At 51.7% G+C, this 20,919-nt stretch carries 19 protein-coding genes; 15 read left to right on the top strand and 4 right to left on the bottom strand.

What is annotated here, in order from left to right; translation table 11 throughout:
• Window positions 1-9: 9 nt before the first annotated feature.
• Entirely contained in the window at window positions 10-240 is a 231-nt protein-coding gene (locus F5I99_RS12245; protein ID WP_151056402.1) for a hypothetical protein, read from the top strand.
• Here the strand turns inward: F5I99_RS12245 and F5I99_RS12240 are convergent.
• On the bottom strand, window positions 228-857 hold the full coding sequence (locus F5I99_RS12240; protein ID WP_151056400.1) for a CBS domain-containing protein: 630 nt from the start codon (window positions 855-857) through the stop codon (window positions 228-230). The genes F5I99_RS12245 and F5I99_RS12240 overlap by 13 nt on opposite strands.
• Window positions 858-1,000: 143 nt before the next feature.
• On the opposite strand from F5I99_RS12240, the gene F5I99_RS12235 reads away from it, so the two are divergent.
• A complete protein-coding gene (locus F5I99_RS12235; protein ID WP_151056398.1) occupies window positions 1,001-1,825 on the top strand; it encodes a lipoprotein N-acyltransferase Lnb domain-containing protein in 825 nt (274 codons plus the stop codon).
• 56 nt (window positions 1,826-1,881) lie between these two features.
• Here the strand turns inward: F5I99_RS12235 and F5I99_RS12230 are convergent, their stop codons facing one another.
• Window positions 1,882-3,138: an aromatic ring-hydroxylating oxygenase subunit alpha gene (locus F5I99_RS12230; RefSeq protein WP_151056396.1), complete on the bottom strand. Its 1,257-nt coding sequence runs from the start codon at window positions 3,136-3,138 to the stop codon at window positions 1,882-1,884.
• Window positions 3,139-3,413: 275 nt separating this feature from the next.
• On the opposite strand from F5I99_RS12230, the gene F5I99_RS12225 reads away from it, so the two are divergent.
• From F5I99_RS12225 to F5I99_RS12190, 8 genes are all read left to right on the top strand, one after another.
• Window positions 3,414-4,520 (top strand): hybrid-cluster NAD(P)-dependent oxidoreductase, encoded by a 1,107-nt coding sequence (locus tag F5I99_RS12225; RefSeq protein WP_151056394.1) that lies wholly within the window; start codon window positions 3,414-3,416, stop codon window positions 4,518-4,520.
• Between the two features lie 168 nt (window positions 4,521-4,688).
• A complete protein-coding gene (gene glyA / locus F5I99_RS12220) occupies window positions 4,689-5,984 on the top strand; it encodes a serine hydroxymethyltransferase (RefSeq protein WP_151056392.1) in 1,296 nt (431 codons plus the stop codon).
• 21 nt (window positions 5,985-6,005) lie between these two features.
• Window positions 6,006-7,256, top strand: coding sequence for a sarcosine oxidase subunit beta family protein (locus tag F5I99_RS12215; protein WP_151056390.1), 1,251 nt, complete (start codon window positions 6,006-6,008; stop codon window positions 7,254-7,256).
• Window positions 7,257-7,270: 14 nt separating this feature from the next.
• The gene (locus F5I99_RS12210; RefSeq protein ID WP_151056388.1) at window positions 7,271-7,579 is read left to right on the top strand and encodes a sarcosine oxidase subunit delta; all 309 of its coding nucleotides are present in this window, start codon (window positions 7,271-7,273) and stop codon (window positions 7,577-7,579) included.
• Window positions 7,576-10,593, top strand: coding sequence for a sarcosine oxidase subunit alpha (locus tag F5I99_RS12205; RefSeq protein ID WP_151056386.1), 3,018 nt, complete (start codon window positions 7,576-7,578; stop codon window positions 10,591-10,593). Before F5I99_RS12210 ends, F5I99_RS12205 begins: the two co-directional genes overlap by 4 nt.
• Window positions 10,586-11,212: a sarcosine oxidase subunit gamma gene (locus tag F5I99_RS12200; RefSeq protein ID WP_151056384.1), complete on the top strand. Its 627-nt coding sequence runs from the start codon at window positions 10,586-10,588 to the stop codon at window positions 11,210-11,212. Before F5I99_RS12205 ends, F5I99_RS12200 begins: the two co-directional genes overlap by 8 nt.
• A 68-nt stretch (window positions 11,213-11,280) precedes the next feature.
• The gene (gene purU / locus F5I99_RS12195; RefSeq protein WP_151056382.1) at window positions 11,281-12,147 is read left to right on the top strand and encodes a formyltetrahydrofolate deformylase; all 867 of its coding nucleotides are present in this window, start codon (window positions 11,281-11,283) and stop codon (window positions 12,145-12,147) included.
• A 36-nt stretch (window positions 12,148-12,183) separates the two neighbouring features.
• Window positions 12,184-13,563, top strand: coding sequence for an L-serine ammonia-lyase (locus tag F5I99_RS12190; RefSeq protein ID WP_151056380.1), 1,380 nt, complete (start codon window positions 12,184-12,186; stop codon window positions 13,561-13,563).
• Window positions 13,564-13,629: 66 nt separating this feature from the next.
• Here F5I99_RS12190 and gbdR read toward each other — a convergent pair whose 3' ends face one another.
• Window positions 13,630-14,796 (bottom strand): choline metabolism transcriptional regulator GbdR, encoded by a 1,167-nt coding sequence (gbdR, locus tag F5I99_RS12185; protein ID WP_151056378.1) that lies wholly within the window; start codon window positions 14,794-14,796, stop codon window positions 13,630-13,632.
• Between the two features lie 255 nt (window positions 14,797-15,051).
• On the opposite strand from gbdR, the gene F5I99_RS12180 reads away from it, so the two are divergent.
• From F5I99_RS12180 to fghA, 4 genes are all read left to right on the top strand, one after another.
• Window positions 15,052-15,936, top strand: a complete 885-nt coding sequence (locus tag F5I99_RS12180) for a LysR family transcriptional regulator (RefSeq protein WP_151056376.1) — start codon at window positions 15,052-15,054, stop codon at window positions 15,934-15,936.
• Window positions 15,926-16,960, top strand: a complete 1,035-nt coding sequence (locus F5I99_RS12175) for a CobW family GTP-binding protein (protein WP_151056374.1) — start codon at window positions 15,926-15,928, stop codon at window positions 16,958-16,960. Before F5I99_RS12180 ends, F5I99_RS12175 begins: the two co-directional genes overlap by 11 nt.
• A gap of 127 nt (window positions 16,961-17,087) precedes the next feature.
• Window positions 17,088-18,197 carry an S-(hydroxymethyl)glutathione dehydrogenase/class III alcohol dehydrogenase gene (locus F5I99_RS12170; RefSeq protein ID WP_225307658.1) on the top strand — a complete coding sequence of 370 codons (1,110 nt, stop codon included), beginning with the start codon at window positions 17,088-17,090 and terminating at the stop codon, window positions 18,195-18,197.
• A gap of 70 nt (window positions 18,198-18,267) precedes the next feature.
• A complete protein-coding gene (fghA, locus tag F5I99_RS12165; protein WP_151056370.1) occupies window positions 18,268-19,131 on the top strand; it encodes an S-formylglutathione hydrolase in 864 nt (287 codons plus the stop codon).
• On the opposite strand, the gene F5I99_RS12160 is transcribed toward fghA, so the two are convergent.
• Window positions 19,132-20,265 (bottom strand): GNAT family N-acetyltransferase, encoded by a 1,134-nt coding sequence (locus F5I99_RS12160; protein ID WP_151056368.1) that lies wholly within the window; start codon window positions 20,263-20,265, stop codon window positions 19,132-19,134.
• A 106-nt stretch (window positions 20,266-20,371) separates the two neighbouring features.
• Between F5I99_RS12160 and F5I99_RS12155 the strand changes: the two genes are divergently transcribed.
• Window positions 20,372-20,818, top strand: a complete 447-nt coding sequence (locus F5I99_RS12155; protein WP_151056366.1) for an HIT domain-containing protein — start codon at window positions 20,372-20,374, stop codon at window positions 20,816-20,818.
• The last annotated feature ends 101 nt before the right edge of the window (window positions 20,819-20,919 follow it).

Genomic DNA, 20,919 nt, shown 5'->3' with positions numbered 1-20,919 from the left:
GACTAAGCGATGATGTTTGCTGATTTGGTCGATGAGGTTGATTTTCGTGAGCGTTTGCAAGCACTTGGCGCAGATCTGCCTGCGGATGCTGATCCGTTAACCTGTGTTCGATTAGTGAAAGCTCAGCATGCTGACAGGCCCTTGCCAGGGCTGAATGAGCTGATCAGTGAACTCTCAGCGAATCCGGGCTTGTTGCAGCCCGAGGTAAAACAGGCACTGTTAGCCTGTCAGACGCTGTAGCTGACGTTCGGGCCACTTACCAGCAGTTTCAGCAGATCGCTGCGGCAGATAATACCGACTAAACGGTGCTCATCGATGCTGACCACTGGCAGAGCGGTGAGTTTCTGCTCGATAAAAAACTGCGCGATGTCCCGAACCAGAGTGTCAGTGGTAACAATAGCGACTTGGTGCGTTAGCAGTGAGGCGACAGCTTCTTCAGAGTCAATACCCGCTTGAATCAACTGGGTACTGGTGATCAGGCTAATGGGTTGCAAATTGGGGCCAACAACGATTAAGTGATCAATTTCTGCTGTGTGGATTGTTTGCCAGGCGCTGGATATTGAGGTAGAAGGGGTGATCGTGATCACTGGACTGCTCATAATGTGCAGTGCCTGAAGCTTTCTACGCTCCTTTAATGATTCGGATTCTCGTTCTGTATCCAGATAAATACGTGAGCGCCCTGATAACAGGCCTGGGTTTTCTCCTGTCAGGGGGAATGTTGCCTTGCCTAATTGCCCTGCGTGGTCAAACTGTCGATCTTTGCTAACGGCCTGAGTTTCTTCGACATTGCGCTCCCCGGTTAGCATGCGTGCAGGTGGGTTAGTGATAAGTCCGTTGTCATAAATCAGCAATGCCATGATATCTCCCTGGGATTATACTGTAGCTATTTAATCCATATCGGCCGATTGTGATTAAATTTTAATCAATATGATAGATTTTCTCTAAAAGGGTCACCCTTTTTATAAAGGGTGACCCTTTTAGGTATGATTAGGATATAAACATGCAAAAGCACTGGGGTAAAAGGATGGGCTGGAGTGTATTGCTGGGGGTGATTGCCACAGTGGTGCTGCTGGGTTTTCGTCAATCTACGCATCAAGGGCCATGGGTACTTGGGCAAACACAATTGCCTGAAGTGACAGTTGTAGCTAATCGCTATTTTCAGGTCAATCATCTACGTGATTTTCGCTATGACTCTTCTGGAGAAATACGCTCAGCAGACCTTAGGCAATCTACTTATGACATAGATCTTTTGCAGGATGTCTGGTTAGGCGTGTCGCATTTCTCCGGCATGGGCCTGGCTCATGCTTTCGTCAGTTTTGGCTTTGCCGATGGCCAATATCTGGCGGTTTCGTTTGAGGCACGTTTGCGGCCTGAGCAAGAGTACAGTCCGATGAAGGGGATGCTGAATCAGTATCCTAAAATGCTGGTGCTGGGCACAGAGGCTGACATTATTGGCCTGCGAAGCCACATTCGTGTCGAGCGGGTTTTGCTCTATCGTTTGCAACTGAATGAAGAGCAACAAGCCTATCTTTTTCGTGGCTTAATGGCTGATGTTACCGATATTCTTGAGAAACCACGTTTCTACAATACGTTACTGGATAACTGCGTCACCAGTTTGTTGCGTCATGATCCTGAGCATTCGATATGGACCGGCCTGCTGGATTATCGGGTGTTGCTGCCTGGATTTGGCGATGGTTTTGCACAGGAAAAAGGCTGGATCAGTGATGAACTGACGCTGGATCAACTACGTGAACAGGCCAGAGTAGATGGGACGATCAGCCCTGAAAGCCTGAATTATTCAGAGCTAATTCGTGTCCGAGAGTAAGCAAAAAGGGGTCAGTACCCTTTATTTAAAAAATAAAGGGTACTGACCCCTTTTTTTTAGTGGCCGGTGTTTTCGATGATGCGGTCGCTGTACCAGTTGATAAAGTCGATTACACCAAATTCGAAGGTTTCCGAGTAAGGGCCGGGTTGGTAAGCGATGGAGTTGATGCCACGCTGGTTCTCTTCTGCCAGGACACGGTCTTGGTCATTAGTGGCATCCCAGACTTTGCGCATATTCTCCGGATCGTAGTCGACACCTTCCACGGCATCCTTGTGTACCAGCCATTTAGTGGTAACCAGGGTTTTTTGCGGTCCCAGTGGCAGTACACGGAATACGATAGCGTGGTCACCCAGCCAGTGGTTCCAGGAGTTGGGCAGGTGCAGTATACGTAGTGAACCCATATCCGGACTGGTAATGCGGCCCATAAGTTTTTTGCAGGCGGGTTTGCCGTCCATGGTCATGGATACCACACCGTCTAGCAATGGCGTGCGTGTCATGCGGTTACGCTTACCGAAATATTTCAGTGTGTAGGGAACACCCATAGCGTCCCAGTCTGTTTGCTTGCGTGCTACCAGTGTTTTGTATTCCGGTGTAGCCAGCGGGTCGTCGGTGTCATCAAACTGTTGCAGGGAGTTCAGCAGCTCAGGGTGTGAACCGTTACAGTGGTAACATTCACGGTTATTTTCTATCACCAGTTTCCAGTTGGCATCTTCGACTATATCAGATTGAACGGCTACCTTGAGATTTTCTGTGTCATAGGGTTCCAGATAGTGTTTCAGTTCTTCAGTAAAGGCCTCAAATTCTGGTGGTTGCTCAGCCAGGCAGACGAAAATATAGCCTCCCGCCACTTTCACATGAACGGGTTTGAGATCGTGAGCAGCCAGGTCAAATTGCTCACCCATGTCGGAACCGGCAAATAGCAGACGACCATCCAGCTCGTAAGTCCACTTGTGGTAAGGGCACACCAGTTTCGCGACCTTGCCTTTTTCCGTGACACACAGACGAGAGCCACGGTGACGGCAGACGTTGAAAAAGGCATGCACGGCACCTTCTGTACCGCGGACGATGACTATCGGATTTTCACCTATATTCAGGGTGATGAAGTTGCCCTTTGTCGGGATTTCGCAGGTCATACCGGCAAATATCCACTCTTTTTCGAAGATCTCCTGAATATCGAGCCTGTAGATGCGTTCATCATTGTAAAACGGCTGTTCAAGCGAGTAGTTGGGTTTGCGTTTGATCAGCATGACAGCAGCCGTTTTGCGCACGCTTGCCAAAGGGTCTTCCAGCATCTGTGAGGTATTCAGGTTCATTATGCTTGTCCTGCTTTAGGGTCCAGGTTTAAAGTTTTACCGGGCTTCCGATATGTCCGTGAAGCAAGTGTGGAATAGAGCTGGATATGACAGTTATTCACTGACGACATCCGCAGATTACAAAGCGACCTGATGGATGAAAAAAACGCTTTAATCGGGGGGATTAGACTAGCTGATGTCGCAGACAGAACAATGGTCGTATCTGTGCAGGTCGACAATGTGCAGACAGGGCCAATAATGACAATGAACTGACCAACAGCTGATGGATGAACCGCATGACTGATACCTTCATGAACCCGATTACTACCCAGACCTGGTCTAACGGACGACACCTGGTGCGTTGCGTCAAGGTGATACAGGAAACCTGGGATGTCCGAACCTTCTGCTTTATGGCAGAGCAGCCGGTACTGTTTTTCTTCAAACCGGGGCAGTTCGTGACCCTGGAGCTGGAAATCGATGGTGTGCCGATTATGCGCTCTTATACCATATCCAGTTCGCCGTCGGTGCCCTACAGTTTTTCTATTACCGTCAAACGTATGCCGGGTGGCATAGTATCTAACTGGTTGCATGATAATCTTAAGCAGGGCGATAATCTGGCGGTGCACGGGCCGGTCGGTAATTTTAACTGTATCGACTATCCAGCCGAAAAAGCGTTGTTTTTATCTGGTGGTGTTGGCATCACCCCGCTGATGTCGATGGTGCGCTGGTATTTTGATACCAATGCAGCAATCGATATCAACTTCATTCACAGTGCCCGCTCGCCAAAAGACATTATTTATCATCGTGAGATGGAGCATATCTTTTCCCGTATCCCTGAATTCAAACTGCACATCGTCTGTGAACGCAGTGATGAATTAGGCGAGTCCTGGTATGGCCTGCGTGGTTATGTGAATCAGCGCATGCTGGAACTGATCGCGCCGGATTATCTGGAGCGGGAAATTTTTTGCTGTGGTCCAACGCCCTACATGAATGCGGTGAAGAATATCCTGCAGCAAAACGGCTTCAATATGGCGCATTACCATGAAGAGTCCTTTGGTGCGACGCCCATTGAAGTCGAAGAAGAGGTGCTTGAACTGGTTGAGCAGGCCGAGCAAGCGGCCGAGGATGTTCAGCAGGCCGATCTGCTGCAGGTGGAGTTTGCCAGTTCCGGCAAAAGTGTACGCATCTTGCCCACTGAAACCGTGCATGCAGCGGCGTCAAAACTGGGGCTGCATATTCCTAAAGCCTGCGGTATGGGGATCTGTGGCACCTGCCGGGTCGAGCTTAAATCAGGCGAAGTGGAGATGGAGCACAATGGCGGTATCACCGATGAAGATGTGGCCGATGGCTATATTCTGTCTTGCTGTAGCCGACCCAAAGGCAATGTCGTGGTGGATTTCTGACAGCCCGAGTTTGTCAGGCTAAACTACAGGCTGTGTCGCAAATTGATATCCATGTCGCAAATGTATCACCTACTGACGCAGGTACACATCTGATTTTAGCTATGTAGGGCTAACATCTGCTGCAAATGGCATTCAAGCCAGGTGTGGATGAATTTACAGGAGAACACAATGATCAACCGTGATGGTTATTCCCGACTCGACTCGATCCAGGCATATGATGCCGATCTGGCGCAGATGCTGAATGAAGAACAGCAGCGTCAGGAAGCGCACATTGAGCTGATTGCGTCCGAAAACTATACCAGTATCCGGGTGATGGAAGCGCAGGGTGGGCAACTGACCAACAAGTACGCAGAAGGTTATCCGGGAAAGCGCTATTACGGCGGCTGTGAAGCGGTTGATAAGGTCGAAGCGCTGGCAATTGAGCGTGCCTGCAAGCTCTTCGGTGCCCGCTACGCCAATGTGCAGCCACACTCGGGTGCTCAGGCCAACGCGGCGGTATTTATGGCGATGGTGAATCCTGGTGATACCATTCTGGGAATGAGCCTGGCGCATGGTGGTCACCTGACCCATGGTGCTGCGCCGAACTTCTCCGGCAAGTATTACAAAGCGGTGCAATATGGACTGAATCCTGACACGGGAGAAATCGATTACGATGAGGTGGAGCGGCTGGCACGTGAGCATCAGCCAAAGATGATCATTGCCGGATTTTCAGCCTATTCGCTGATTGTGGACTGGGCACGTTTTCGTCAGATCGCTGATGAAGTGGGTGCGGTACTGTTTGTGGATATGGCGCATATTGCCGGCTTGGTCGCTGCAGGACTTTACCCCAGCCCCTTACCCTTTGCCGATGTGGTCTCAACCACTACACACAAAACCCTGCGGGGTCCACGCGGTGGTTTGATTCTGACGGCAAGTGATGACGAGGCTCTGCATAAGAAGCTCAATGGTGCGGTCTTCCCAGGTCAGCAGGGCGGGCCCTTGATGCATGTGATTGCCGCCAAAGCGGTTGCCTTCAAAGAAGCGATGGAACCGGAGTTTATCACCTACCAGCAGCATGTATTGGGTAATGCCCAGGCGATGGCCGGCGTGTTTATTGAGCGGGGATACGAGGTGATTTCCGGTGGTACCAAAGATCATCTGTTCCTCTTGTCGCTGATCAGTCAGGGTTTGACCGGAAAGGCTGCTGATGCGGCTTTGGGGCGTGCGCATATTACCGTCAACAAAAATTCGGTGCCTAACGATCCGCAGAGTCCGTTTGTTACCTCGGGTTTGCGTATTGGCACACCCGCTGTGACTTCTCGTGGCTTTGGTGTGAGTGAATGTCGCACCCTGTCGGGTTGGATCTGTGACATTCTGGATGTGATGAGTGCCGGTCAAGCAACTGATGCAATCGAAGCCAGCGTACGCGACAAAGTGGCTGAGCTTTGTGCCCGTTTCCCCGTTTACACCGAAACCCGCGCCTAATCAGGCACAGGAGAATTTATCATGCAGCGTTATTCAGGTTTTGGTCTGGCTAAACAGGCTCTGTCACACAATGAAAACTGGCAGCGCATGTGGCGTAACCCGACTCCCAAGAACAAATATGATGTGATTATTATTGGTGGTGGAGGTCACGGTCTGGCAACCGCCTATTATCTGGCCAAAGAACACGGCATCACTAATGTGGCTGTAGTTGAAAAAGGTTGGCTGGGTGGTGGGAACACGGCACGTAATACCACTATTGTGCGCTCCAACTACCTTTGGGATGAAGCGGCTGCTCTCTATGAGCATTCGATGAAGCTCTGGGAAGGCTTGTCGCAGGATCTGAACTACAACGTGATGTTTTCCCAACGCGGTGTACTCAACCTTGGGCACACCCTGCAGGATATGCGTGATATTCAGCGTCGCGTCAATGCTAACCGTCTTAACGGTATCGATGGTGAAGTGCTGGATGCCAAGCAGGTGCAGGAAATTTGTCCGATTCTGGATTGTTCAACGGCAACGCGTTATCCAGTACTCGGTGCATCCTGGCAGCCGCGTGCCGGCGTAGCACGCCATGATGCAGTGGCCTGGGGCTTTGCCCGTGCGGCTGATGCCCTGGGTGTTGATCTGCTGCAGCAAACCGAAGTCACCGGCATGCGTATTGAAGATGGCCAGATTGTCGGTGTGGAAACCAATCGGGGCTTTATCGGAGCTGAAACCGTGGGTTGCGTTGCTGCAGGTAACTCCGGCGTGTTGTCACGTATGGCGGGTATCAAGCTGCCACTGGAGTCACATCCCTTGCAGGCTTTGGTGTCTGAACCGATCAAACCGATTCTGGATACCGTGGTGATGTCCAACCATGTACACGGCTATTGCAGCCAGTCGGATAAAGGCGATCTTGTCATTGGCGCCGGTATCGATGGATACAATGGCTATGGTCAGCGTGGTAGTTATCCGACCATTGAACATACCCTGCAGGCGATGGTGGAGATGTTCCCGATCTTCTCGCGGGTCCGCATGAACCGTCAGTGGGGTGGCATAGTCGACACCTGCCCGGACGCCTGTCCTATCCTGTCAGCCACGCCGGTGAAAGGCTTATTCTTTAACTGTGGTTGGGGAACCGGTGGATTCAAGGCCACGCCGGGCTCCGGCAATGTGTTTGCCTGGACTCTGGCGAAGGGTTACGCCCATCCGATTGCGGCACCTTTCAGTATTGACCGCTTTGTCAGCGGCAAACTTATCGACGAACACGGCGCTGCCGGCGTCGCCCACTAAGCAGAGGGAATACCATGTTACATATTTATTGTCCCTATTGCGGGGAGCATCGTGAACAGAGTGAGTTTCATCCCAAAGGTCAGGCGCATATCCTGCGCCCGAAAGATCCGGAAAACTGCTCTGATGAAGAGTGGGGTGACTACCTGTTTTACCGGGATAATCCGCGCGGTATCCACCATGAAATGTGGGTACATGCGACCGGCTGTCGCAAATTCTTTAATGTGACCCGTCATACTGTTAGTTATGAAATTCTGGAAACCTACAAAATGGGCGAACAGCCTCAGGTAACCGCACAGAGTCAGTCAACCGGAGGCGAAAAATGAGCCAGCCGAATCGTCTCGCTACAGGCGGATCTATTGACCGCAGCAAGCCCTTAAATTTCAGCTTCAATGGCATACGTTATACCGGTTATGAAGGTGACACCCTGGCATCGGCGCTGCTGGCGAATGGTGTCGATATTGTTAACCGCAGCTTCAAATATTCTCGTCCACGCGGCATTGTCGCGGCGGGTGCCGCTGAGCCCAATGCCGTGGTGCAGCTGGGCTCTACCGAGGCGGCACAAGTGCCCAACGTGCGTGCTACGCAGCAGGCGCTCTATGAAGGTCTTTCAGCTCGCAGCACCAATGGTTGGCCGAACGTCAACAATGATGCCATGGGGCTGATGGGAAAACTGGGTGGTCCTATGATGGGGCCAGGTTTTTACTACAAAACCTTTATGGCACCCGCTTCCATGTGGATGACTTACGAAAAAATGATTCGTAAGGCGGCAGGCCTGGGGCGTGCTCCCAAGGAAAGTGATCCGGATAGTTATGATCACTATAACCGTCACTGTGATCTGCTGGTGATCGGTGCAGGTCCTGCAGGCTTGTCGGCCGCATTGATAGCCGCACGCAGTGGCGCACGAGTGATTCTGTGTGATGAACAGGAAGCCCTGGGCGGTTCCTTGCTGGATTCAGCTGATAGTCTGGACAATCAGCCTGCAGCACATTGGGTTGACTCGGTAGTGACTGAGCTGTCAGGCATGGACGATGTAGTCTTGCTGCCACGCACTACGGCTAACGGTTATCACGACCATAACTTTGTTACCCTGCATGAGCGGCGCACCGAGCATCTGGCGGATACCGCACCGGATAAAAATCAGGTACGCAGCCGTATGCACCATATCCGTGCCAGGCAGGTTATTCTGGCGACCGGTGCACATGAACGTCCGGTGGTTTATGCCAATAATGATGTACCCGGTAATATGCTCGCCAGCGCAGTATCTACCTATATTCGTCGCTACGGTGTGGCACCCGGTAACAAGCTGGTAGTAACTACAGCTAATGATATGGGTTATCAGGCGGCCCTGGATTGGCATGCGGCCGGGCGTGAAGTGGTTGCTGTGGTGGATTGCCGTGCTAACCCGGAAGGTGATCGCGTCAAGGCGGCACGCCAAAAAGGCCTGCGTATTATTACGGGCAGTGCCGTGTTTGAAGGCAAGGGTAGCAAGCGTGTTACCGGAGCGCGGGTAGCCCGTATTGATCTGGACAATTATCAACTCAGTGGCTCGACTGAAAATCTGCCTTGCGATACGATTGCCAGCTCAGGCGGTTTCAGCCCTGTCGTACATCTGTCGGCACATACCGGTGTACGCCCGGTCTGGAATGATGACGCCATAGGATTTGTACCCGGTTCTGTTAAAGGGATGTTCCCTGCGGGCGGGGCAACGGCCATCTACCCATTGGCTGAGGTGCTTGAGTCCGGCGTGAATGCCGCTGGGCAAGCTTTGCAGGCCTGTGGCTATCAGCCAGTGGATATCAAACTGCCGAAAGCCAGCCGTGTACTGGAAGGCAAAGCTGCCGCGCTGTTTCAAGTGCCACACCTTAAGCCAACCACTCGTGCACCCAAACAGTTTGTTGATCTTCAGAACGATGTGACAGCAGCAGGGATTGAAATAGCCACTCGTGAAGGCTTTGAGTCCATCGAGCATGTCAAGCGCTACACTGCCCTGGGCTTTGGTACGGATCAAGGCAAGTTGGGCAACATTAACGGCATGGCGATAGCAGCCAGGGTGTTAGGGCAGACCATCCCTGAAACCGGCACTACAGTGTTCCGTCCCAATTATACCGGTATCAGCTTTGGGGCCATTGCCGGGCGTCACTGCGGTGATCTGTTTGATCCGGAACGTTACACAGCCATGCATGCCTGGCATCTGGCGCGTGGCGCCAAATTTGAGGATGTTGGTCAGTGGAAACGCCCCTGGTATTTTCCGCTGGGCAACGAGACCATGCATGAGGCTGTTGCCCGTGAGTGCCTGGCGGTACGTGAAAAAGTTGGCATTCTTGATGCGTCAACCCTGGGCAAAATCGATATTCAAGGTAAGGATGCACGCGAATTCCTGGCCCGTGTTTACACCAACAAGTGGGCACAACTGGGACTGAATAAATGCCGCTACGGACTGATGTGTAAAGATGACGGCATGGTCATGGATGACGGTGTTACTACCTGTCTGGGTGATAGTCATTTCCTGATGACCACGACCACAGGCGGTGCTGCAGGGATACTGGAGTGGCTGGAACTCTGGCACCAGACCGAGTGGCCGGAGCTGGACGTCTATTTCAACAGCGTAACCGATCACTGGGCCACCATGACCATCACCGGTCCACGTGCCCGCGATTTGCTCGCCGAAATCACTGATATTGATCTGTCCAAAGACAGCTTTAAATTCATGGAGTGCCGTGAAGGGCAGGTGGCCGATGTACCTGCGCGTGTTTATCGTATCTCTTTCACCGGTGAGCTGACTTACGAGATCAACGTGCAGGCCAATTATGCCATGCATGTCTGGAACGCCTTGTTCGAGCATGAAGCCAAGTATGGCCTGACCCCTTATGGCACGGAAACCATGCATGTGCTGCGTGCCGAGAAAGGCTTCATCATTGTCGGTCAGGATACCGACGGTTCGGTGACGCCAGAAGATCTGGGGATGCAGTGGTGTGTCGGTTACGACAAACCGTTTTCCTGGATCGGTAAGCGTGCATTGACCCGTCCTGACACCTGCCGTAAGGATCGGAAGCAAATGGTGGGCTTGAAGCCGGTTGATCCGACAGTCGTGTTGCAGGAAGGTGCGCAGATTGTATTGGATCCAAATCAGCGCATCCCGATGAAAATGATGGGACATGTGACCTCCAGCTACTACAGTCCAACCCTTGGACACGGCTTTGCGCTGGCGCTGGTGGTTGGTGGCGCTGAGCGTAAGGGCGAGAAAGTGTATATGCCGATGGCAGATGGCAAGGTGTATGAAGCCGAGATTGTCAGCCCTATTTTCCTGGATCCGAAAGGAGAGCGTCAGAATGTCTAACGTAGCTGTATTTGATCAATGCGCGGGTGCCGGTGTGAGTGCTGAGTCACCGCTCAGTCATGTCAGTGGTAAAAAGGGCGGTACAAATCCCGGTGTGATTTTGCGGGAAAAAGCGTTTCTGGGTTATCTGACCTTACGGGGTAATGCAGCTGATCAGGCCTTTGGTGATGCCGTACAACAGGTGTTGGGGATGACGTTACCCACCGAACCCATGGCCTTGCACCTCAGTGCTGACAAGAGCAGCAGTATCCAGTGGATTGCACCGGATGAGTGGCTGATTCTGTTACCGGGCGGTGGTGAATATGAAACAGAGCAGGCATTCAGAGCGGCGTATTCCGGGCATTTTGCTCTGGTTAACATTAGCGGTGGCCAGACGCTGTTGACGCTGACAGGCCCTGCAGCCCGTGATGTGCTGCACAAATCCACTGGTTACGATGTGCATCCACGTAACTTTCCGGTGGGTAAGGGCGTCACCACCACCTTTGCTAAAGCCACAGCGGTGATTCGTCGTCCCTCAGAGGATGTCTGGGAGCTGGTGGTGCGCCGTAGTTTTGCCGATTACTGCTATCGTTGGCTGGTGGATGCCAGCCGGGAATTCGGCCTGGATGCCGAAATATAACATAATAAACACGGGTGGCCGGTCGTGCTGAAATACACCATCGGACCACTCTGATTAAGAGGTAGTCTATGAGCAGAACACAGGGTAGCTGGATTTTTACCGCCCAATGTCCCAGTCGTATCGGCACAGTCGATGTGGTCACACGTTTTCTGCGCGAGGAAAACTGTTATATCACCGAGTTGAACTCTTTTGATGATAAGGAAAGTCTGGGATTTGTGATTCGTGTCGAATTCAGACCAGAGCAGTCTGGTTTTGATGCCGAGGGCTTTCTGCAGCGTTTTGCTCCCCGAGCGGCTGGTTTTGCTATGCAGTTTGAACTGACAGCACCGGATGCACGCATGCCAGTGGTGATTATGGTGTCTAAATCAGATCACTGCCTGAATGACTTGCTTTACCGTTACCGCACAGGGCAGTTGGCCATCGACATACGTGCAATCATATCAAATCACCCTGATCTGGAACCCTTGGCGCAATGGCATAAACTGCCGTATTACCATTTTCCAATCACGGCTGAAACGCGCGCCGAGCAGGAAGATCAGGTGTCACAGGTTATACAGGATACTGGCGCGGAGCTGGTGGTGCTGGCGCGTTATATGCAAGTATTGTCAGCCGAAATGTGTGAAAAACTATCGGGTAAGGCGATCAATATACACCATTCATTGTTGCCCGGCTTCAAAGGTGCGAGGCCGTACCATCAGGCCTATGATAAAGGTGTTAAGCTGGTCGGCGCGACGGCACATTATATCAATAATGACCTGGATGAAGGTCCGATCATTGCACAGGGAGTAGAACCGGTAACCCACACCCACTATCCGGAAGACCTGATAGAGAAAGGCCGCGATATTGAGTGTTTAACGCTGGCACGGGCCGTCAGTTACCATATTGAGCGCCGGGTATTTCTGCAAAAAGGCAAGACAGTGGTGTTTGCCAGTTAAACGTTATAACAATAAATAGGGTAGTTGAGAATCATCATGTCCATCAGTGTGTTTGATCTGTTTAAAATTGGTGTGGGGCCGTCCAGCTCCCATACCGTCGGGCCAATGAGTGCCGCGTGTGATTTTGTTGACGAGTTGATCAAACGCCAGTGTATGCCGCAAATAACACAACTGCAGGTGCGTCTGTATGGTTCGTTATCAGCAACGGGTAAAGGGCATGCCACAGACCGTGCCGTGATAATGGGACTAATGGGGGAACGTCCTGCCCAGATTGATCCAGACGTTATCGCACCGCGGATAGAGGCGCTGTTAGCGAGTGGTCAGTTGCTGCTGAATCAGCAACAAGCGATAGCGTTCGACTGGGACAGGGACATGATCTTCCTTGAAGAGGTGTTACCAGGCCATCCGAATGCGATGTCTATAACCGCCTTGGGGGATTCAGGGGTTATCTATGAGAATACTTATTACTCTATAGGGGGCGGTTTTGTGCTGACAGCCGCCCAGGCCGCCGAGGATAAGCTGGTGTTGCATACCTCTGCATTACCCTATGATTTCAATACCGCTGAAGAATTGTTGCGGCTGTGTAAACAGCACTCTTTGTCGATCAGTGAGCTGATGCTCGAAAATGAAAAAGTCTGGCGCAGCGAGCAAGAGATACGTGATGGTCTTTGGACTATCTGGCAGGCCATGCACGCCTGTGTTGAAAATGGTCTGAAACACGGTGGTATATTACCGGGTGGCTTGAATGTGCGCCGTCGCGCGCCAGCATTCTATGAACGCCTGAAAGCGGTTGAACAGAATAAAAACGTCATTGCCAGTAACTTCTCGGTCATGGACTGGGTCAATGTCTATGCTCTGGCGGTTAATGAAGAGAATGCCGCCGGTGGGCGCATGGTCACAGCACCAACCAATGGGGCGGCGGGTATTATTCCGGCAGTACTCTGCTATTACATGCAATTTGAACCCACGGCGTCTGAAAAGCATCTGGTTAACTTTCTGCTGGCCGCTGGTGCTGTGGGCATTCTGTGCAAGAAAAACGCGTCTATCTCTGGTGCAGAAGTGGGTTGCCAGGGTGAAGTGGGATCGGCGTGTGCCATGGCCGCAGCAGGCCTGTGCGAAGTCCTGGGTGGCACCGCTTCTCAGGTGGAAAATGCCGCTGAAATAGGTCTGGAGCATAATCTTGGTTTAACCTGTGATCCGGTTGGAGGCCTGGTGCAGGTGCCCTGTATCGAGCGCAATGCCATTGCATCAATCAAGGCCATAAATGCGGCTCAGATGGCACTGCGTGGCGATGGTGAACACTTTATCTCACTGGATAAGGTCATCCGTACCATGCGCGACACCGGCCGTGATATGCAGGATAAGTACAAGGAGACTTCCCGGGGAGGTCTGGCAGTGAATGCGATTGAGTGTTGATGACCTGAAAACTGCCCAGCACAAAAAATTGTGTTTGCGCTGGGCAGGAGTTGTGGATCAGATAGATCAGTGCAACAAAATACTCGCAAACGTGGGTTCGTCACGAGCCTGAGCCAGAGCTTTCATCGCGGCTGAAACTCTGACTTCAGGTGCTGGTGTTTGACCTGTAGCACCCGCCGCCAGTTCCGGTGGCAGCTTCTGACTGTGCAGCACTGGATTGAGTGGACGATGGTTGGTCATTCCCAGGCGTTCTTCACGTGGAGGTAGACCAAAATATTCACGGTAGCATTTGGAAAAATGCGGTGTGGACGCAAACCCGCAAGCGGAAGCCACCTCAATAATGGACAAGCCACTTTGCTTCAGCAATTGTCTGGCCCGAACCAGGCGTAACTTCAGATAATAGCGTGAGGGCGAACAGCTCAGGTATTTCTGAAACAGCCTCTCCAGTTGCCGACGTGACAGGCTGGCGTAGCTGGCCAGTTCATCCAGTGTCAGCAACTCCTCCAGGTTAGATTCCATCAGCGCAACGATCTCCAGCAGCTTCGGCTGGGTAGAGCCTAAAACATGCTTGAGCGGCACGCGTTGTTGGTCCTGCTCGTTACGTACACGGTCATAAATAAACATATCCGAGATACCAGCTGACAGGTCTTTGCCATGCTCACGGGCGATCAGGTTCAACATCATATCCAGGGGAGCGGTGCCCCCTGATGAGGTCATACGGTCTCTGTCTATACTGAACAGTCGTGATGACAACTCAATCTTGGGAAAGGCTTCTTTCAACGAAGCAATACACTCCCAGTGAATACTGGCTTCATAGTGATCCAGTAAACCCGCTTGTGCCAGTACCCAGCTGCCGGTGCAGATGGCACCCAGCTTACGGTGCAGGCGAGCCTGTTGTTGTAACCAGCTAAAATGCTCTCTGGATGCACTATGCTGAGCAGCATAACCGCCACAAACGATGACGATATCCAGTGCCAGCATCTCTTCCATAGGGGTATCCGGTGTGACAGTGAGGCCGTCACTGGCCTGCACCTGCTGACCACCGGGTGTCAGGGTAAACCATTGATAGAGCTCTGTTCCGGACAGCTGATTAGCCATACGCAGGGGTTCTATCGCGGAAGCGAGTGAAATCAGGGTAAAATTGTTCATTAACAAAAAGCCGATGGTAATCGGTTTTTTGGCAGGGTCGATGGATTTGCACAGCGTAGCTGCACCCTTGGGGGTAAAGGACATTGACATAACTCCAGGTTGTATTGTCAGCATTGCACACCGGACCGGTAATCCGGGTGTCGGACATGTTATTTTTATAATGGCTGGCATACAGTCAGTATGCACTGAACCTCGATGTCGTTTTCGGGCACGTTCAAACCTAAATGTAATGCAAATGTCGCAAATAGGCATGTAATTTTTATGCTGCATACATAAAATAACTATTGCTATATAGCAATAATAAATCGTTAAAGATTCAATGCATGAATAAGGGTGATAATGAATCATTGGGACAGGATAGAAGCCTTCACTGAAGTGGTGCGGCTGGGCACTTTCTCGGCAGCAGCCCGGCATCTTAATGTATCAGCATCCCATATCAGTCGGTTGGTAGTGAAGCTGGAGCAGCAATTAGGGACACAGTTGCTTTACCGTACCACGCGAAAGATCAGATTAACTGATGCCGGACGACTCTACTATGAGCATTGCAAACATCTGTTCGAAGGCTTCAGAGAAGCCGAATCAGCGATTAATGATTTGCAGAGCAGTCCGCGCGGGGTGCTGAAAATCACTGCCGGGTATACCTTTGGTGAGCGTTATATCGCCCCGTTGATCAATGCATTTATGCAGTTGCACCCACAGTTGGAAGTCCGCCTGCACCTGACCAACCGCCGTGTAGACCTGATCGAAGAGGGCTATGATCTGGCCATACGTATTGGACCCATGGAAGATTCATCCTTGATTGCGCGTCGCCTCTGGACGCGTGAAGAGCTGGTGGTTGCTTCGCCCGCATATCTTGCTCAACAAGGGAAACCTGTAACGCTGGCGGACCTCGCCAAACACCAGTGCTTGCTTGGGTCTCGGGATCGCTGGCTGTTTTCAGATCAGGGAACGCGTCGTGAAGTTCGGGTGCAGGGGCGCTTGCATGCCAACTCGGGTATTGCATTATTGGATGCCGCACTTAAGGGGCTAGGTCTGGTACAGTTGCCCGCCTATTACATCACAGAGTACCTGGAAAGTGGTGAATTAGTGCCGGTGCTGCAGGATTTTGCCTTTAAAGATTCTGCAATCTGGGTGGTCTATCCTCAGCACCGCCATTTGTCCTCCAAGGTCCGTATGTTTATCGATTATCTAGTTGAGGAAATTGAGCACAATCATGGCATCTAAAATTGCAACGCACCTGATTACCGGATTTCTTGGCAGTGGTAAAACTACGGCGATCAAGGCTCTGATTGCACAAAAACCACAGCATGAAAACTGGGCCATTATTGTCAATGAATTTGGTCAGGTGGGCGTTGATCCACTGGCTATTGAAGTGAGAGATGATCTGCAATTGACGCCGTTAGTGGGCGGCTGCGTTTGCTGCCAGCTCGGCAGTGAGCTACATGCCAGTCTGAAAACGCTGCTGGAGTCTCAACATTTTGATCGTTTACTGATCGAACCTACCGGCATGGGACATCCTGCTGGTATCCTGGATACCCTGCGAAAACCCTTTTTTAAGCAGCATCTTGATCTGCGAGCGGTCATCTGTCTGGTTGATCCGCGCCAATTGGCTGATGCCGATCTCAATCAGGATCAAACCTTCCTTGATCAAATCAATATGGCCGATGTGGTGATTGCCAATAAAGCTGACCTGGCGACAGACGAAGATTTAAAGGCTCTGGAGAACCTGGTTCAGTCGCTTTATCCACCCAAGCAACACTATTTAACCACCCGCCAGGGGCATTTTGATGCGGCACTGCTGGATTGTGTCCGTGATGGCCTGTTTCAGGCGGTGTTTCCAGCTTCGCATCAGCATCATGATACGCATCAGCATCACCACCCAGTGCCCGAAACCATAACACCGCCGCAACCTGAGCCCTGTCGCCCTGTGCGTCAAATGAGTGAAGGCCTGGGCCGGGTCAGTTGTGGCTGGGTTTTTCATCCGGAGGATATTTTCCCCTTTGATGAGCTGGAAACGCTGCTGGCTGGGATTGAAGGTGCAGAGCGGATTAAAGGGGCGTTTCGTCTGGGGTTGCCCTGGGTGTTTATCAATCGTGTGGGCGCTGAAATGGACTATGATCATATCAGCTACCGGCGTGATTCTCGGGTGGAAATCATTGCCCGTCAGCCGCTGGACTGGGATGCGATAGAGCGTGAGTTGATCCAGTTGACCCAGATTGGGGTTAATTCACCCTATCGGGACCTTTAGTCAATAAGTGATTGTTTCAGTATAGCAAGAGTCATTTTCAACTGAAGCTGCAATCACTGTGCTGTGAAAATTTATAATGGCGCGGAATCGATAACGATAATGAAATACTGGAGGCAACATGGAAATGATTAAAACACGAGCAGCGGTCGCTTGGGGACCGGGGCAGCCCTTGAGTATTGAGGAAGTGGATCTGATGCCACCGCAAAAAGGTGAAGTGCTGGTACGTATCGTCGCTACCGGTGTTTGTCATACCGATGCCTTTACCCTGTCGGGCGAAGACCCTGAAGGTATTTTTCCAGCCATCCTGGGGCATGAAGGGGCTGGTATTGTTGAAGCGGTCGGCGAGGGTGTCACCAGTGTAGAAGTGGGCGATCATGTGATTCCGCTGTACACCGCCGAATGTGGCAAATGTAAATTCTGCCTGTCTGGGAAAACCAACCTGTGCCAATCGGTTCGTGCTACCCAGGGCAAGGGTTTGATGCCGGATGGCACCACCCGTTTTTATAAAGATGGTAAGCCAATCTTTCACTACATGGGCACTTCGACCTTTGCCGAGCGCACGGTAGTAGCAGAAGTTTCTCTGGCAAAAATTGATAAGGCCGCACCGCTGGAAAAAGTCTGCCTGCTGGGCTGTGGTGTCACCACCGGTATGGGCGCTGTGACCAATACCGCCAAGGTCAAAGAAGGCGATACTGTCGCGGTGTTCGGATTAGGCGGCATAGGTCTGGCGGTTATCATCGGTGCGGTGATGGCCAAAGCCGGTCGAATCATTGCCATCGATCTGAACGAAGACAAGTTTGAGATAGCCAAAAAACTCGGTGCCACCGACTGTGTCAATCCGAGCAAGCATGACAAGCCTATTCAGGATGTGATTGTTGAAATGACCGATGGCGGTGTGGATTACTCCTTTGAGTGTATTGGCAACGTTAACGTCATGCGTGCGGCTCTGGAGTGTTGCCACAAAGGCTGGGGTGAGTCAGTCATTATTGGTGTGGCCGGTGCTGGCCAGGAAATATCCACCCGTCCCTTCCAGTTAGTCACCGGCCGGGTATGGCGCGGTAGTGCCTTCGGCGGTGTGAAAGGTCGCTCTGAGCTGCCGGGTTATGTTGATCGCTTTATGCAGGGTGAGTATGAGTTGGATACCTTTATTACTCACACCATGCCGCTTGAAGATATCAATGAAGCCTTTGAGCTGATGCATGCGGGTAAATCCATTCGCAGTGTAGTGCATTACTGATCTCGATGCCGTCTCCAGCCAGGGGTTGCCCTGGTTGGATTATCTTCACCCAACAACCACAGGATGTAATATGACTGATAGGCTTGATGAATCTCTGGAATTACTCAGTAGTGTGGTCTGTTTCGGCGGGCAGCAGAATCAATATCAACACCGCTCTGCGGTGCTGGATTGTACTATGCAGTTTAGCGTGTTTCTGCCGCCTCAGGCAGAGCAGCATCCGGTCCCCGCACTTTACTGGTTATCCGGATTGACCTGTACCGACCAGAACTTTGCCACCAAAGCGGGTGCGCAGCGGGTAGCCGCTGAGCTGGGTATGGCGCTGATCATGCCCGACACCAGTCCGCGGGGCGAAGGAGTGCCTGACGATGAAGCGGGTGCCTATGATTTTGGTCTGGGTGCCGGGTTTTATGTCAATGCCACCGAGGTGCCTTGGGCAACGCATTACCGCATGTATGATTACATCCTGACGGAACTGCCCGAGCTGCTTGAAAGTGCAATGCCCTTGACTGAGTTGCGTGCCATCAGTGGTCATTCCATGGGTGGCCACGGCGCACTGATGCTGGCGCTGCGTAATGCCGGTCGGTTTGTATCCGCCAGCGCTTTTTCACCAATAGTGAATCCCTGTGAATGTCCCTGGGGCCAGAAAGCCTTTAGTGGATACTTGGGCAGTGATGAGACCAGTTGGAAAGCTTATGATAGTGTCGAGCTTATCCGCAGTGGCGCAACACCGCTACCGCTGTTGGTCGATCAGGGCACAGCCGATAACTTTTTAGATGAGCAACTGAAAACTGATCGGCTGATTACGGCGTGTGAGGTGATGAACTTTTCGGCTGAGATACGCTACCAGCCAGGTTATGATCATAGCTATTACTTTATCGCCAGCTTTATTGAATCGCATCTGCGTTTTCATGCCAAACATCTTGGGCTGCGCTGATTAGTCAACCTGACGAAAGGGCAATCCTTCACGCAACTGCGCTTGATAGAGTCGCAGTTGCGTGGCCTCCTTGATAACAAAATCCTCTACGGCGGTACGCAATCCCGGGTGTTCTATATGGTGTACTGACCAGGTAGGCACCGGCTCAAAGCCACGGGCGATTTTGTGTTCACCTTGGGCGCCTGGATCAAAGCGCTCAAGCCCTTGCGCGATGGCATAGTCGATACCCTGATAATAGCAGGTTTCAAAATGCAGACTGTCGAAGGCTTCGGTACAACCCCAGTAACGCCCATACAGGGTGGTGCTATCACGAAAAAACAGCGCGCCAGCGAGCGTATTATCACCCTGTCGGGCAAAACAGAACACCAGCTTGTCAGCGAGTGATTGGCGTAACTGCTCAAAAAAAGCTCGTGTCAGATAGCCTCGGCGCCCACGTTTGAGGTGGGTCATTTGGTAAAAAATCCAGAAGTGTTGCATATCCTGATCGGTCAGATCCTTGCCGCTGACCCAGTCATGCTCAATGCCTTGATCTTGTACTTTCTGGCGTTCCTTACGTACATTTTTACGTTTGCGTGAGCTGAAATGGCTCAGGTAATCGTCAAAGCTATGATAGCCGCGGTTAAACCAGTGGTATTGCAGCCCCATACGCGCGGAGCAGCCTTGGGCTGCAAAGGTTGTGTGCAGCGAATCGGTGACAAATAAACCATGCCAGCTACTGGCTGTAATCTGTTGTCCTAATTGTTGGATACCGGCATAAAAAGCCTGACAGACTTCGGCGTCTGGCAGTTGGCTGCCGTACCTGGGTCCTTGCGCGGGCGTATAGGGAATAGCTGTCACCAGTTTGGGATAATAATCCAGTCCGTTACGCTCCCAGGCATCCGCCCAGCTCCAGTCGAACACATACTCACCGTAAGAGTGGTCTTTGATATATAGAGGCATGACCCCGACCACCTCATCGCCGCGCCATAGCTGCATATGCATGGGCTGCCAGCCGGTAGCCGCGGATACCGAACCTGAGTCTTCCAGTGCCTTAAGAAAAGCGTGCCGGATAAACGGGTAGTCGGTGTTGCAAAGCGCGTCCCAGGTGCTGGCGGGTATCTTGTCTATACTGTCGCAAAAGCGTATTTGATACATGATGTTCTGTCTGGTTTAGTGTAAAAAGTGAATCTAACGAACTCTATACGCTGTGATCCGGCCTTTTATATCATAAGGCCGTATTTAATATCCTAAGGAGAGTCCAATGGACGAACTGGAACTTGAATTTGAACTCCATCCACGCTTGCAGGCCGATACCTGGGTTCTGGGCGACTTTCCCCTGTGCCGCTTGTTACTCATGAATGATGCCAACTATCCCTGGTTTATTCTGGTGCCGCGCCGCGCAGGTGTTACCGAAGTCTATCACTTGTCAGCCTCGGAGCGTGCGCAGTTGATTGAAGAATCGTCGGCGTTGAGCGAAACCCTGGCCGACTTGTTTATGGCACGCAAGATGAATGTTGCCGCATTGGGTAACATGGTATCGCAGCTGCATCTGCATCATGTTGTGCGCTATGAGGATGATATCGCCTGGCCAGGACCTGTCTGGGGTGTGGCCGAGGCGCGACCCTACACAGCCGAACAGGCCGAGGAAATCAGTCGGAAACTTGAAGTGCTGCTGGATGGCGAGCTGGCATTTAAATTATCAGATTAGCATTTCGTGTGCTGTTTTGATCTTGGCGTAACTAACTCTTTAGCCTAAAATTTTTCAGATAATGTCGGAATGTTCAAGGATATTCCTGCCGTGATGCAAGC

The organism is Nitrincola iocasae (genome assembly GCF_008727795.1).
In the GTDB taxonomy this organism is placed as follows: domain Bacteria; phylum Pseudomonadota; class Gammaproteobacteria; order Pseudomonadales; family Balneatricaceae; genus Nitrincola; species Nitrincola iocasae.
Note: the sequence above shows the minus strand (reverse complement) of the source record. Positions and strands in the feature narration are given on the sequence as shown.

Coding starts and splice junctions, on each gene's coding strand:
- F5I99_RS12175 (WP_151056374.1), top strand. CDS start 15,926: ATGGCATCTAAAATTGCAACGCACCTGATTACCGGATTTCTTGGCAGT.
- purU (WP_151056382.1), top strand. CDS start 11,281: ATGAGCAGAACACAGGGTAGCTGGATTTTTACCGCCCAATGTCCCAGT.
- fghA (WP_151056370.1), top strand. CDS start 18,268: ATGACTGATAGGCTTGATGAATCTCTGGAATTACTCAGTAGTGTGGTC.
- F5I99_RS12180 (WP_151056376.1), top strand. CDS start 15,052: ATGAATCATTGGGACAGGATAGAAGCCTTCACTGAAGTGGTGCGGCTG.
- glyA (WP_151056392.1), top strand. CDS start 4,689: ATGATCAACCGTGATGGTTATTCCCGACTCGACTCGATCCAGGCATAT.
- F5I99_RS12240 (WP_151056400.1), bottom strand. CDS start 857: ATGGCATTGCTGATTTATGACAACGGACTTATCACTAACCCACCTGCA.
- F5I99_RS12215 (WP_151056390.1), top strand. CDS start 6,006: ATGCAGCGTTATTCAGGTTTTGGTCTGGCTAAACAGGCTCTGTCACAC.
- F5I99_RS12190 (WP_151056380.1), top strand. CDS start 12,184: ATGTCCATCAGTGTGTTTGATCTGTTTAAAATTGGTGTGGGGCCGTCC.
- F5I99_RS12210 (WP_151056388.1), top strand. CDS start 7,271: ATGTTACATATTTATTGTCCCTATTGCGGGGAGCATCGTGAACAGAGT.
- F5I99_RS12235 (WP_151056398.1), top strand. CDS start 1,001: ATGCAAAAGCACTGGGGTAAAAGGATGGGCTGGAGTGTATTGCTGGGG.
- F5I99_RS12160 (WP_151056368.1), bottom strand. CDS start 20,265: ATGTATCAAATACGCTTTTGCGACAGTATAGACAAGATACCCGCCAGC.
- F5I99_RS12155 (WP_151056366.1), top strand. CDS start 20,372: ATGGACGAACTGGAACTTGAATTTGAACTCCATCCACGCTTGCAGGCC.
- F5I99_RS12200 (WP_151056384.1), top strand. CDS start 10,586: ATGTCTAACGTAGCTGTATTTGATCAATGCGCGGGTGCCGGTGTGAGT.
- F5I99_RS12245 (WP_151056402.1), top strand. CDS start 10: ATGATGTTTGCTGATTTGGTCGATGAGGTTGATTTTCGTGAGCGTTTG.
- F5I99_RS12230 (WP_151056396.1), bottom strand. CDS start 3,138: ATGAACCTGAATACCTCACAGATGCTGGAAGACCCTTTGGCAAGCGTG.
- gbdR (WP_151056378.1), bottom strand. CDS start 14,796: ATGTCCTTTACCCCCAAGGGTGCAGCTACGCTGTGCAAATCCATCGAC.
- F5I99_RS12225 (WP_151056394.1), top strand. CDS start 3,414: ATGACTGATACCTTCATGAACCCGATTACTACCCAGACCTGGTCTAAC.
- F5I99_RS12205 (WP_151056386.1), top strand. CDS start 7,576: ATGAGCCAGCCGAATCGTCTCGCTACAGGCGGATCTATTGACCGCAGC.